Source organism: Plantibacter sp. Leaf1 (assembly GCF_001421315.1).
Lineage (GTDB): Bacteria > Actinomycetota > Actinomycetes > Actinomycetales > Microbacteriaceae > Plantibacter.
The window spans coordinates 1,183,754-1,196,897 of the sequence record NZ_LMJX01000002.1 but is presented as its reverse complement, the minus strand read 5'-3'; the positions used below and the strand labels follow the sequence as shown (position 1 = coordinate 1,196,897).

The following is a 13,144-nucleotide window of genomic DNA, read 5'->3' as shown; positions in this document are numbered from 1 at the left end:
CGCGCTGGCAGTGAACGCAGGGGCACGGGTCAGCGGAACGCGCGCTGCAGCTCGGCGCGCTCGAGCTTCGCAGCGAGCCGGCTCGGATGGACGAGGTCCTCCCAAGTGGCGCGGACGACGGTGTAGCCGAGCGCGCGCAGCCGGTCTTCCCGGTGCTTCTCAGCCAGGACGATGTCGGCCACATCGCGTCCCTGGGTGAACTCCTCCCGCACGTACTTCTGGCGGCCGTCGAGTTCAAGGATGACGCGTTCGTCCGTCCAGACCGCATCGACGACACCGATCGGTCCGTCGGCGTCGGCGAACGACTGTTGCAGGGACGGGACGGCGAAGCCGAGCTGGGCGATCACGACGCGCATCTTGGACTCGCCACCGTTCGCCGCCAGAGGGTCCGCGAAGCCGATCGCGAAGCGCGCTTGCCGTCCTCCACGACGCCCCGGCAGATCTCGTGCAAGCGAGCGGAGTGCGCTCTCGTCCGTGAGCCTCAGCCGGAGCGCGGCGTCGGCGACGGCGACCGCGTCGTCGAGGCGGGCGATCCGAGCGAGATCGACCACCGTTCGCGCCGGGTCCGTCACCGGAAGCCCATGTCGCATCCGATGCGCAACGGCGCCTTGCGTCGTATGACGGATGATTCCCGGTGCTGAGCGTCCTCCGCGGTCGCCGCTCGTCAACGTGTGCACCTCGGCAGGCCATGGGCCGACGATCGGGAGTCCCCAGAGCCGCGCAGCCGAGTAGTGGCTGAACAGGGCGTCCTTCCGGAGGGCGACGGCCGCCGCGTCGATCCGGAGGCGGTAGCGGTCATCGGGGGACAGGGATCGCCAGGTCGGTTCAGGGACGTAGATGCCTTTTCGCAGACGCACCAGGTCTCCGTCGCGATGAGCAGCACTCACCAGACGCTCGGCACCGACCCGACGTGCGTCTCGGACGAGGAGGAGGCCGTTCGGGCGGATGAGCAGGTTCAGATCGAAGGATTCCATCGATTCACCGTGCCCGTTCCGTGGCGCTTCAACACGGAGGAGAGGGTAGGTGTGGAAACGGCCACTCGCCCAGCTCGCGGTGGAGCGAGCCGGGGATGGTGCCCAGCGCGGTGCGCTGGCGTCACTGCTGGTCACGGGCGTCAGCGCGGGTCGCTGTGCCGCGGTGGAGGNNNGTGAGCGCGGGGCTCCGGAGACCCGCGCTCACGCGCCAGGACCGCGCTCGCGTCAGCGCACCGCGCTGGCACAAGGAGGGGAGGGGAGGCCGAAGTGCACAACTCCTCCGTCCCCGTCTCAGGAGGCCGTCTTGGTGCGACGGTGCCCCTCGGGGGAGGGAGGAGTTGTGGTTCGATCACCGGTCGGGTTCCGGTGGCTTCAGGTCGTCACACAGCCGATGGCCGGGACGAGCACGTTCGAGGGTACCGAAGTCCCCGTCGAGCCGCGAGTGGGGAACCCCTGATCAGTCCTCGTCCTGGCCGAGCGTGCCCAGGTAGAGTCCGATGACCTTGTCGTCCGACAGCAGTTCACGGCCGGTGCCGGTGTACGCGTCGCGGCCCTGATCGAGCACATAGCCACGGTCGCAGATCTGGAGACAGCGACGCGCGTTCTGCTCGACCATGATGGTCGTGACACCGGCCTTGTTGATGTCGGAGACCCGGATGAACGCGTCGTCCTGGCGGACGGGCGACAGTCCAGCGGACGGCTCGTCGAGCAGCAGCACGTGCGGGTCCATCATGAGCGCCCGCGACATCGCGACCATCTGCCGCTCACCGCCGGACAGCGAACCGGCGCGCTGCTTGAGCCGCTTGCCGAGTTCACTGAAGATCCCGGTGACGAACTCCAGACGCTCGGTGTACTGCTTCGGCTTCTGGAACAGCCCCATCTTCAGGTTGTCCTCGATGGTGAGGCTCGGGAAGACGTTGTTCGTCTGCGGGACGAATCCCACACCACGCGCCACGAGCTTGTTCGCCCGGAGCCCGGTGATGTCCTCACCGTTCAGGAGGACCTGACCGCTCCGCACCTTCACCTGCCCGAAGATCGCCTTGAGCAGCGTCGACTTGCCGGCGCCATTCGGCCCGATGATGCCGATGAGTTCACCCTTGCGCGCCGTGAGGTTCGCGCTGTTGAGGATGTTCACGCCGGGCAGGTAACCGGCCGTCAGATCGCTGACCTCGACGACCATCTCGGCGGTGTTGACCGCGGTGCCGCCCACGGGGGCGCCCTTCACGTCGCTCATTTCCGCTCCTCCTCGGGCTCGGCACCAGCCGCGAGCCGTTCATCTTCGATCTCGGCCAGCAGCTCTTCGGCTGCGGCGCTCTCCTCGCCGGCGATCCGGCCGGTCACGACACCGAGGTCGACGTCCTGGTGGCTGCCGAGGTAGGCGTCGATGACGGCCGGGTTCTCCATGACGGTGTCCGGCGGCCCTTCGGCGACGACGCGACCCTCGGCCATGACGACCACCCAGTCGGCGATGTGGCGCACCATCTGCATGTCGTGCTCGACGAACAGCACGGTCATGCCCTCGTCCTTCAGCGCCAGGATGTGGTCGAGCAGCGACTGGGTGAGTGCCGGGTTGACGCCGGCCATCGGCTCGTCGAGCATGACGAGCTTCGGGTCGCTCATGAGCGCCCGCGCCATCTCGAGGAGCTTGCGCTGGCCGCCGGACAGGCTGGCGGCGTAGTCGTCGCGCTTGGTGTCGAGCTTGAACCGTCGCAGCAGGTCCATGGCCTTGACCTCGAGGTCCGCCTCCTGCTTCCGCCAGAGCGGCTTCACGAGGCTCGAGAAGATGCCCTCGCCCGTCTGACCGGTCGCTCCGAGCTTCATGTTCTCGAGCACGGTGAGGAGGCCGAGGGCCTTCGTCAGCTGGAAGGTGCGGACCTGACCCATGCGGGCGACCTTGAACGCCGGGACGCCGCCGAGGCTCTTGCCGTCGAAGTTCCACGTTCCGGTGTTCGGTTTGTCGAAGCCGGTCAGCAGGTTGAACAGGGTGGTCTTGCCGGCACCGTTCGGACCGATGAGGGCGGTGATCGCGTTGCGGGGCACCTCCAGGTGCTCCACGTTCACCGCCTGCAGGCCGCCGAAGGTCCGGGTGACCTGGTCCGCGATGAGGATGGGGTCGACCTTCTTGACGCCCGGGACGATCTCGCCGACGTGGAGACCGGTGGTCTTGACCGGCCGCGAGGTGGGTGAGCTGTTACTTGACAAAGGTCAGCTCCTTCTTGTTTCCGAGGATGCCTTGCGGCCTGAAGATGACGATCAGCATGAGCGCGACACCCACCAGCACGTAGCGGAGCGTCGACGCCTGCGTCGAGCTCATGAACGGCAGGACGTCGGCCTTCACGAGCGCCGGGAGGACGTTCGAGAGGAACGCCATGATCACCCAGAAGATCACCGAGCCGAGCAGCGGTCCGAAGACCGTCGCGGCCCCACCGAGCAGGAGGATCGTCCAGATGAAGAACGTGAGGCTCGTGACGTACACGCTGGGCACGACCGCGGAGGGCAGTGCCAGCACCACCCCGCCGAGTGCGCCGAAGACGCCACCGACGACGAGCGCCTGCATCTTGTACGCGAACACGTTCTTGCCGAGGGCGCGCACGGCGTCCTCGTCCTCGCGGATGCCCTTCAGGACACGGCCCCAGGGGCTGCGCATGAGGAGGAACACGAGGAGGGCGGCGACGGCCAGCAGCAGGATGCCGAAGATCCGGACCCACCACTGGTTCGCGTTGAGCTCCCACGGGCCGAAGCCGTAGATGCCCTCCGGGATCGGGTTCGCGGCCCGGAAGCCGGCGTGGTAGTTGCCGAGGCCGTCAGCGGAGTTGGTGTACTCGTCGAAGACCTGCGTGGTGAAGAGCAGGCGGACGATCTCCGCCGCAGCGATCGTCACGATGGCCAGATAATCGGCCCGCAATCGCAGCGTCGGAATGCCGAGGATGAAGGCGAAGACCACCGATGCCAGGCAACCGACGATGATGCCGGCCCACCACGGGAGGTCGAAGCTCAGGATCGAGATGGCGTAGCCGTAGGCGCCGAGCGCCATGAACCCGGCCATACCGAAGTTCAACAACCCGCCATAGCCGAAGTGCACGGCCAATCCGAGTGCTGCGAGCGCGTAGGCGATCGTCTCCGGGCTGATGACCCAAGCGAGCGTGTTCGAGAGAATGCTTCCCCAGTCCATGCGCGTGCCCCTAACCGATTCTCTCGCGACGTCCGAGGATGCCCTGCGGTCTCACGAGGAGCACCGCGATGAGCACCACGAGGGCGCCGACGTACTTGATGTCAGACGGGATCCAGAGCGTCGAGACTTCGACGAGGATGCCGATGATGAGGGCGCCGACCATGGCGCCGAAGGCGGTTCCGAGCCCGCCGAGGGTGATGGCAGCGAAGATGAGGAGGAGGAGCTGCGCTCCCATGTCCCACTTGATGCCGGGTCGGAAGTACGCCCACAGGATGCCGGAGAGGCCGGCGAGGGTGGCTGCGAGGATCCAGACGATACGGACCACGCGGTCGACGTCGATACCGCTCGCCGCTGCGAGGCTCGGGTTGTCCGAGATCGCTCGCGTCGCCTTGCCGGTCTTCGTCTTGATGAGCCACCAGGCCACGCCGAGGAGGACCACGACGCTCACGGCCATGCTGATCATGTCGGTCACGCTGAGCGACACCGTGCCGAACAGCTTGATGTTCTCCTCTCCGGAGCCGGGCAGCTGGAAGGTGCCGCCGCCGACGAAGTAGAGGAAGACGTAGCGGAGCGCCAGCGACAGGCCGATCGAGACGATCATCACCTGCACGATGCCGACGCCCTTGCGTCTCAAGGGTCTCCAGATGCCGGCGTCGAGCGCGAAGCCGAAGGCGGCGCTCAACGCGAGGGCGATGATGATGGCCAGCCAGATGGGCCACTGCAGGAACACCCCGAAGACGAGCGCCATGATCGCGCCGAACGTCACCATCTCCGCGTGGGCGAAGTTGCTGAGGCCGGTGGTGCCGAACACGAGCGACGCTCCGATGGCCGCCAGGGCGAGCATGAGTCCGAAGTTCACCCCGTTGACGAGCCGTTCGGCGAGCTGATCCCAGAAGCTGACGGTGACGCGTTCGCCCTCACCGAGGAAGAAGTTCACGGACTTCGATTGGGTGAGGCCGAACTCGGCCTCGATGGTCGCGCCGCCTTCGGCGACGATGACGCCCTTCGGGAGGGTCTCCTCGTCGAGGGTGACCTTGTACGTACCTTTCTCGGGGACGCCGATCTTCCACTTGCCGTCGGCATCGGTGTCGACGTCGGCCTTGTAGCCGTTGCCGTCGACCGTGATGTTCACGCCGTCGAGTGGTTTGTCGTCGTACTTGACGTTCCCAGCGAAGTAGAAGTCGTACTCCTCACCCACTTCGTCGGCATGAGCCGGAACGGCGCTCATGACGGACGTGAGGGTGATCGCCCCGAACAGCAAGGCGATGAGGAGCACGAATCTCCGTGCCAGTCTCGGGTTTCGGGTTGTTCCAGCGAACTTCACTGCACCTCCAGTGCCAGCCCACATTCGTGGACCGTTCTCCTGCGTCGGACAACGCTGTTCGACGATAGAACCTGATTATTGCCTACATGTTTCGCCCATGCGTATTTCTGCGCATGGTTTTGTCGGGATCGTGGAATAGGGGTACGCCCTGCTCGGTTACGATGGTGATACCGGCAGGTCTGCGTTTCTCCGGTGTGTTCGTGGCTATGAGAGGGATAAATGGACCAGCCTGATCCGTTCGGATTCGTAGGACTCACGTATGACGATGTGCTGCTGCTCCCCGGGCACACCGACGTCATCCCGAGCGAGGCGGAGACCTCGTCCCGATTGACGAAGCGGATCACGGTGAACACGCCGCTGCTGTCGAGTGCGATGGACACCGTCACCGAGGCACGCATGGCGATCGCGATGGCTCGCGAGGGCGGCATCGGGATCCTGCATCGGAACCTCTCGATCACCGACCAGGCCGAGCAGGTCGACCGCGTCAAGCGGAGCGAGTCGGGCATGATCACGAACCCGATCACGACGACCGCCGACGCCACCGTCGCCGAGGTCGACGAACTGTGCGGCCAGTTCCGCATCTCAGGGCTCCCCGTCGTCAACGGTGAGGGCGTTCTCGTCGGCATCATCACCAACCGCGACATGCGGTTCGTGTCGCCGTTCGAGAAGGCGACCACGCGGGTCAGCGAGGTCATGACGAGCACCGGCCTCGTCACGGCTCCCGTCGGCACCGACCGCAACGCGGTCATGGCGCTCCTCGCCCAGCACCGGATCGAGAAGCTGCCGCTCATCGACGAGGCGGGCAAGCTCAAGGGCCTCATCACCGTCAAGGACTTCGACAAGAGCGAGAAGTACCCGCTCGCCACGAAGGACGACTCCGGTCGGCTCCGCGTCGGCGCGGCCATCGGCTTCTTCGGTGACGCCTGGTCCCGTGCCGGTCAGCTGCTCGACGCCGGCGTCGACGTCATCGTGGTCGACACCGCCAACGGTGAGAGTGCCGGCGTGCTCGACATCATCCGCAAGCTCAAGGCCGACCCGGCGTTCGCCGGTGTCGACGTCATCGGCGGCAACGTCGCGACGCGGTCGGGCGCCCAGGCCCTCATCGAGGCGGGTGCCGACGCCATCAAGGTGGGCGTCGGCCCGGGCTCCATCTGCACCACCCGTGTCGTCGCCGGTGTGGGCGTGCCCCAGGTGACCGCGGTCTACGAGGCGTCGCTCGCGGCGCGCGAGGTGAACGTCCCGGTCATCGCCGACGGCGGCCTGCAGTACTCCGGCGACATCGCCAAGGCCCTCGTCGCCGGTGCCGACACGGTCATGCTCGGTTCGCTCCTCGCCGGTACCGACGAGAGCCCCGGCGACCTCGTGTTCGTCGGCGGCAAGCAGTTCAAGAACTACCGGGGCATGGGTTCGCTCGGAGCCATGCAGACGCGTGGCGAGAAGACGTCCTACTCCAAGGACCGCTACTTCCAGGCCGACGTCCCGAGCGACGACAAGCTGATCCCCGAGGGCATCGAGGGCCAGGTGCCATACCGCGGACCGGTCTCGGCCGTCGCGTACCAGCTCATCGGCGGGCTGCGTCAGTCCATGTTCTACGTCGGCGCACGCAACATCGGCGAGCTGAAGGCGAAGGGCAAGTTCGTCCGCATCACCTCCGCCGGCCTCAAGGAGTCGCACCCGCACGACGTGCAGATCGTGGTCGAGGCGCCGAACTACCGCAAGTGACCCCCGCGTGACCTCGACGGTCCGGCAGGCGCCCGCCTGCCGGGCCGTCGTCGTCGTAGGCGACCGATAGGCTGGTCGGGTGAGCATGGATATTGAGATCGGCCGGTCAAAGCGCGCCCGGCGCGCGTTCGCCTTCGACGACATCGCCGTCGTCCCGTCGCGGCGGACCCGCGACCCGCAGGACGTCTCGGTGTCGTGGTCCATCGACGCCTACCAGTTCGAGATCCCCGTGCTCGCGGCACCCATGGACTCCGTCGTCTCGCCGACGACCGCGATCATGATGGGCCAGCTGGGCGGGGTCGGCGTCCTCGACCTCGAGGGCCTCTGGACCCGGTACGAGGACCCGGAGCCGCTCCTCGCCGAGATCCGCTCGCTGCCCGTCGGTCGCGCGACCGCTCGCATGCAGGAGATCTACGCCGAGCCCATCAAGCCTGAACTCGTGACCGCTCGCTTGGCCGAGATCCGCGCCGCCGGCGTGACCGTCGCGGCGGCCCTGTCGCCGCAGCGGACGCAGGAGCTCTACGAGACCGTCGTCGCCGCGGGCGTCGACCTCTTCGTGATCCGCGGTACGACCGTGTCGGCCGAGCACGTCTCCAAGAACCAGGAGCCGCTCAACCTCAAGAAGTTCATCTACGAACTCGACGTCCCGGTCATCGTGGGCGGTGCGGCCACCTACACGGCGGCGCTGCACCTCATGCGGACCGGTGCGGCCGGCGTACTCGTCGGCTTCGGCGGCGGCGCGGCCTCCACCACGCGAGCCTCGCTCGGGATCCACGCACCCATGGCGACCGCGGTGGCCGACGTGGCCGGCGCTCGCCGCGACTACCTCGACGAGTCGGGCGGCCGGTACGTCCACGTCATCGCCGACGGCGGTCTCGGCACCTCCGGCGACATCGTCAAGGCCGTCGCGATGGGTGCCGACGCCGTCATGCTCGGCACCGCACTCGCCCGTGCGACCGATGCGCCGGGTGGTGGCTGGCACTGGGGTGCCGAGGCGCACCACCTGCAGCTGCCGCGCGGTCGTCGTGTCGAGGTCGGGACCGTCGCCACGCTCGAGGAGATCCTGTACGGGCCGTCGCCGAAGTCGGACGGCACCGCCAACCTCATCGGTGCGCTCCGTCGCTCGATGGCCACCACCGGATACTCGGACCTCAAGGAGTTCCAGCGCGTCGAGGTCGTCGTCGCGCCGTACCAGGGCAACTGACGCTTGCGGGAGCCCACGGGTTCCCGCAAGCGGTTGTCGGCTCGGAAGCTCGGCGCTAGCCTCGGAAGCAGAGCCTCGCGGACGAGCTCCTGCAGTGCAGGACCGTCGCGAGGGCGGTTCCAGCGAGCGGAGTTCGACGATGGCCACCACGCCCAACAACGTGTCCCGATCCACCAAGCTGGGGATGGAGGAACGCGACGCCGCGATCGAAGCGCTGAAGAGCAAAGAGCTGGACATCCTCGTCGTCGGCGGCGGCATCGTCGGCACGGGAGCGGCGCTCGACGCGGTCACCCGCGGTCTGAGCACCGGCCTGCTCGAGGCCCGCGACTGGGCGAGCGGCACCTCCAGCCGTTCCTCCAAGCTCGTGCACGGCGGTATCCGCTACCTCGAGCAGCTCGACTTCCGGCTCGTCCGCGAGGCCCTCATCGAACGTGGGCTGCTGTTGCAGCGCATCGCTCCGCACCTCGTGAAGCCCGTCCGCTTCCTGTACCCGCTCAACAAGCCGGTGTTCGAGCGGTTGTACATCGGCGCCGGCATGCTCCTGTACGACCTCTTCAGCTGGACGGGTGGCCGTCCGCCGGGCGTCCCGCACCACCGACACCTGTCGAAGCGCCAGGTGCTGAGCTCCATCCCGAGCCTGAAGTCTGACGCCTTCGTCGGTGGCCTGACCTACTACGACGCCCAGGTCGACGACGCGCGCTACGTCGCCTCCCTCGCTCGGACGGCCTCCGCCTACGGCGCGCACGTGGCCAGCCGGGTGCGTGTCGAGGGGTTCATCAAGGTCGGCCAGCGGGTCGTCGGCGTGAAGGCGCACGACCTCCAGACCGACGAACGGTTCGAGATCCGGGCCAAGCAGGTCGTGAACGCGACGGGTGTGTGGACCGACGACACCCAGTCGATGGTGGGGGAGCGCGGCCAGTTCAAGGTGCGCGCCTCGAAGGGCATCCACCTCGTCGTGCCTCGGGACCGGTTCCAGTCGAGCATGGGTCTCCTGCTGCGCACCGAGAAGAGCGTGCTCTTCGTCATCCCGTGGGGTCGCCACTGGCTCATCGGCACGACCGACACCGATTGGCACCTCGACAAGGCGCACCCGGCGGCGACGGCCGCTGACATCGACTACCTGCTGGAGCGCGTCAACACCGTCCTCGCCGTCCCGCTCACCCGCGAGGACGTCGAGGGGGTCTTCGCCGGGCTCCGTCCCCTGCTCGCGGGGGAGTCGGAGCAGACCTCGAAGCTGTCGCGCGAGCACCTCGTCGCCCACTCGGTGCCGGGTCTCGTCGTGATCGCCGGTGGCAAGTGGACCACGTACCGGGTGATGGCGAAGGACGCGATCGACGCCGCCGTCGACGCCCTGGACGGGAAGATCCCGGCCAGCGCGACGGAGAACATCGCGCTGCTCGGTGCCGAGGGATACCAGGCCGCGTGGAACAAGCGCGGCAAGATCGCTCGTGCGTTCGGCGTCCACACCGCACGGATCGAGCACCTGTTGAACCGCTACGGCGTGCTCACCGACGAGCTGCTCGACCTCCTCAAAGAGGACCCGACGCTCGCCGAGCCGCTCCCCGGAGCCGACGACTACATCGGCGCCGAGGTCGTCTACGCGGCGTCCCACGAGGGTGCCCTCCACCTCGACGACGTCCTCGCTCGCCGGACACGGATCTCCATCGAGGCCTGGGACCGCGGTGTGTCGGCGGCTCCGGTCGCGGCCAAGCTCATGGGAGGCGTCCTCGGGTGGGACGAGGAACGGATCGCCAAGGAGGTCTCGTACTACCTCGAGCGCGTCACCGCCGAGCGGGCGTCCCAGGAACAGCCGAACGACGAGGCCGCCGACCGCGTGCGGCTCGAGGCACCGGACATCGTCCCGGGGGCCTGACCGTCCGGTGATCGCCCGCAGCGCAACCGCTGCGGGCCCCTCGGGCGAGCGACGCAGGCGTGGCGGATAGACTAGGAGGACTGCCACAACAAGCCTGAGGAGTACAGCCATGGTGGATGTTCGGCGGGTCAAACTTCCCGGAGTCGGTGTGCTGCACACCTTCGTCACGGACGACGGCGGCAAGGTCGGGGTCATCGCCCACCGTTCCGGCCACAGCGACCTCATCACCTTCGCCGACCACGAGGACGGCGCAGACGCCGGCAAGGTGTCGCTCCGGCTCAACGAAGACGAGGCGCACACTCTGGCGGAGCTGCTCGGTGGCACGCAGATCACCGAATCGCTGAGCGCACTCGACCAGATCCCTGGGCTCAGCATCGACTGGTTCACGGTCGACTACGAAGACCACATCGCCGGGCAGCCGCTCGGCAACCCCGCTGAGAAGGGCATGGTCGGCCTCACGGTCGTGGCCGTCGTCCGAGGCGATTCTGCGAACCCGGCCCCCGCGGCCGACTTCCGGGTGTTCCCGGGCGACACCCTCGTCGTGGCCGGCAGCCCGGAGAAGGTCGCCAAGGCCTTCGCCTACTTCCGTTCCGGCGCCGTCAAGAAGGTCGCCGTCGACGCCCCGCCCGGAGGGTAGGGATGCTGCACGCCGCGACCGACAACCCCCACCTCGGCCAGGATCTCCTCATCCTCGGCGTCCTGTTCGTCATCGCCTACATCCTCGGCCGTCTCGGCAAGCTCATCGGGCTCCCGTCGATCCCCGTCTACATGCTCGTCGGGCTCCTCGCGAGTCCGTACACGGGCTGGTTCCCCTTGGACTTCGCGAGCGCGCAGATCGAACTGATCGCGGTGTTCGGCCTGGTCCTGCTGCTGTTCAACCTCGGTCTGGAGTTCGACCAGGACGAGTTCTTCGGCAACGCCGGGAAGCTGATCGTGTCCGGCGGGTCGTACATCCTCGTCAACATGGCCGCCGGCCTCGTCTTCGGGTTCCTCGTCGGGTGGGGGACCCGTGAAGCGCTCATCATCGCCGGGATCACCGCCACCAGCTCCAGTGCCATCGTCACGAAGCTGCTCATCGAGCTCAAGCGGCTGACGAACGACGAGACACCGATGATCCTCGGTGTCACCGTCGTCGAGGACATCTTCATCGCCATCTACCTCGCGATCGTCGGCGTGGTCCTGAGCGGCGAGACGGAGGTGTGGCCGGTCATCGGCAAGCTCGCGATCGCGTTCACGTTCATCCTCGTGATGTTCACGATCGCCAGGTTCGGCGGTCGCTTCGTCTCGCGGTTGTTCCGCACCAAGGACGACGAGCTCTTCACCATCCTGTTCTTCGGCCTCGCGGTGGCCTTCGGCGGCATCGGCGAGATCCTCGGGGTCACCGACGCGATCGGCGCCTTCCTCATCGGTCTGGTGCTCGGCGCGACCCGATTCCGCAACAAGATCGAGCAGATCGCGATCCCGCTCCGCGACGTCTTCGGTGCCTTCTTCTTCCTGAACTTCGGTCTCGCGCTCGACGCGACGAAGTTCGGCAGCGTCCTCGTCCCGGTGCTGCTCGCCGTCCTGATGACGGTGGTGCTCAACGTGATCGCCGGGCAGTTCGTCGCCTGGCTGAACGGTCTCGGACCACAGGCGGGCATCAACGCGGCGGTGATCCTCCAGAACCGAGGAGAGTTCGCGCTCATCCTCGCGACCCTGTCCCTGAGTGCCGGGTTGAACCCCCTCATCCAGCCCTTCGCCGGGCTCTATGTGCTGATCATGGCGGTGATGGGTCCCATCGTGGCCGGCCGCTCCGAGCAGATCGGCGCGTTCATCCTCAGGCCGCGTCGCCGCAAGCCGAAGCGCGTCGACCACCCCGACGGCCCCGACCGCACGGAGGACGAGGCGATCGCCCTCGTCGCGGGGACGGCCGACGACCCGGACGACAGCGCTCCCGACACCGATCAGGCGGCCATCGACCGACTCGTCGAACAGGCGATGAACGACCAGGAACCACCAGCACGAAAGCGAGAGCCCGATTACTAGCCCCGCCCCGTCGGCACCAGTGCCGACCGACCACGGTCAGGCCCGTCCGACGCTCCGCTCCGTCATGCTGCGTCCTCGGTGGATCGGCGTGCTCGTCCTCTGCCTGGCCGTCGCCGGCGCGTTCGCGGCCCTCGGCCAGTGGCAGCTGGCCCGTGCCATCGAATCGGGACAGGTCGTCCCGAGCGAGACCGAATCGGTCCGGCCGCTCGCGGACGTCCTCGAGCCCGGGGTCGGGATCCGAGAGGTCGACGCCGGACAGCGGATCAGCGTGACGGGCACCTGGGTGCCGGGGGACTACCTCGTCGTCGGCGACCGCGTGAACGACGGCGTGCTCGGCTACTGGGTCACCGGACACCTTGCGACCGATCGGCCGGATGCGGCGGGCCTCGCGGTTGCGGTCGGCTGGACGAAGGACCGACAGGTCGCCGACCGGGTCGCGGACGCACTCAATGCCGACGCTCCGAGCGGTGTCGTCGAACTCGAGGGGCGGTTGAACCCGCCGGAGGGACCGGAGGAGCCCGCGTCCGACGCGGCGCCGACCGATCTCGACAACATGTCGGTCGCGGCCCTGCTGAACCGGTGGTCCGATGCGGACGGCCTGCGGGTGTTCACCGCGTTCCTGGTGGACGACGACGCCGCCGACGGACTCGAGACCATCTCGTCGCCGGCGCCCAGCCAGGAGATCCAGCTCAACTGGCTGAACATCTTCTACGCGGCCGAGTGGGTCGTGTTCGCCTGCTTCGCCGTCTTCCTCTGGTACCGCCTCGCCAAGGACGCCTGGGAGCGCGAGATCGAGGAGCTCGAGGACGCCGAGGAACAGGCGTCGCAGCCCACCGCGTGATGTCCGGAG

At 67.7% G+C, this 13,144-nt stretch carries 11 protein-coding genes; 6 read left to right on the top strand and 5 right to left on the bottom strand.

The window, feature by feature from the left end; genetic code table 11:
• Positions 1-29: 29 nt before the first annotated feature.
• The 5 genes from ASE44_RS07835 to ASE44_RS07815 form a co-directional block, all read right to left on the bottom strand.
• Positions 30-974 carry a hypothetical protein gene (locus ASE44_RS07835; RefSeq protein ID WP_056778715.1) on the bottom strand — a complete coding sequence of 315 codons (945 nt, stop codon included), beginning with the start codon at positions 972-974 and terminating at the stop codon, positions 30-32.
• Between the two features lie 457 nt (positions 975-1,431).
• Positions 1,432-2,208 carry an ABC transporter ATP-binding protein gene (locus tag ASE44_RS07830; protein WP_056008041.1) on the bottom strand — a complete coding sequence of 259 codons (777 nt, stop codon included), beginning with the start codon at positions 2,206-2,208 and terminating at the stop codon, positions 1,432-1,434.
• Positions 2,205-3,176 carry an ABC transporter ATP-binding protein gene (locus tag ASE44_RS07825; protein WP_056778713.1) on the bottom strand — a complete coding sequence of 324 codons (972 nt, stop codon included), beginning with the start codon at positions 3,174-3,176 and terminating at the stop codon, positions 2,205-2,207. Before ASE44_RS07825 ends, ASE44_RS07830 begins: the two co-directional genes overlap by 4 nt.
• The gene (locus ASE44_RS07820; protein WP_056008035.1) at positions 3,166-4,146 is read right to left on the bottom strand and encodes a branched-chain amino acid ABC transporter permease; all 981 of its coding nucleotides are present in this window, start codon (positions 4,144-4,146) and stop codon (positions 3,166-3,168) included. The genes ASE44_RS07825 and ASE44_RS07820 overlap by 11 nt, the downstream gene beginning before the upstream one ends.
• Before the next feature lie 10 nt (positions 4,147-4,156).
• Positions 4,157-5,374: a branched-chain amino acid ABC transporter permease gene (locus ASE44_RS07815; protein WP_056780962.1), complete on the bottom strand. Its 1,218-nt coding sequence runs from the start codon at positions 5,372-5,374 to the stop codon at positions 4,157-4,159.
• A gap of 315 nt (positions 5,375-5,689) precedes the next feature.
• On the opposite strand from ASE44_RS07815, the gene guaB reads away from it, so the two are divergent.
• The 6 genes from guaB to ASE44_RS07785 all read left to right on the top strand — a co-directional run bounded on the left by guaB (position 5,690) and on the right by ASE44_RS07785 (position 13,135).
• Entirely contained in the window at positions 5,690-7,192 is a 1,503-nt protein-coding gene (gene guaB, locus ASE44_RS07810) for an IMP dehydrogenase (RefSeq protein WP_056008033.1), read from the top strand.
• An 85-nt stretch (positions 7,193-7,277) separates the two neighbouring features.
• Positions 7,278-8,396 (top strand): GuaB3 family IMP dehydrogenase-related protein, encoded by a 1,119-nt coding sequence (locus ASE44_RS07805; RefSeq protein WP_056778711.1) that lies wholly within the window; start codon positions 7,278-7,280, stop codon positions 8,394-8,396.
• A 139-nt stretch (positions 8,397-8,535) separates the two neighbouring features.
• The gene (locus ASE44_RS07800; protein WP_056011449.1) at positions 8,536-10,269 is read left to right on the top strand and encodes a glycerol-3-phosphate dehydrogenase/oxidase; all 1,734 of its coding nucleotides are present in this window, start codon (positions 8,536-8,538) and stop codon (positions 10,267-10,269) included.
• A gap of 109 nt (positions 10,270-10,378) precedes the next feature.
• Positions 10,379-10,906, top strand: a complete 528-nt coding sequence (locus ASE44_RS07795) for a cation:proton antiporter regulatory subunit (protein ID WP_056008027.1) — start codon at positions 10,379-10,381, stop codon at positions 10,904-10,906.
• Between the two features lie 2 nt (positions 10,907-10,908).
• Entirely contained in the window at positions 10,909-12,294 is a 1,386-nt protein-coding gene (locus tag ASE44_RS07790; protein WP_056778708.1) for a cation:proton antiporter, read from the top strand.
• 64 nt (positions 12,295-12,358) lie between these two features.
• Positions 12,359-13,135 (top strand): SURF1 family protein, encoded by a 777-nt coding sequence (locus ASE44_RS07785; RefSeq protein WP_082456062.1) that lies wholly within the window; start codon positions 12,359-12,361, stop codon positions 13,133-13,135.
• Positions 13,136-13,144 lie beyond the last annotated feature (9 nt).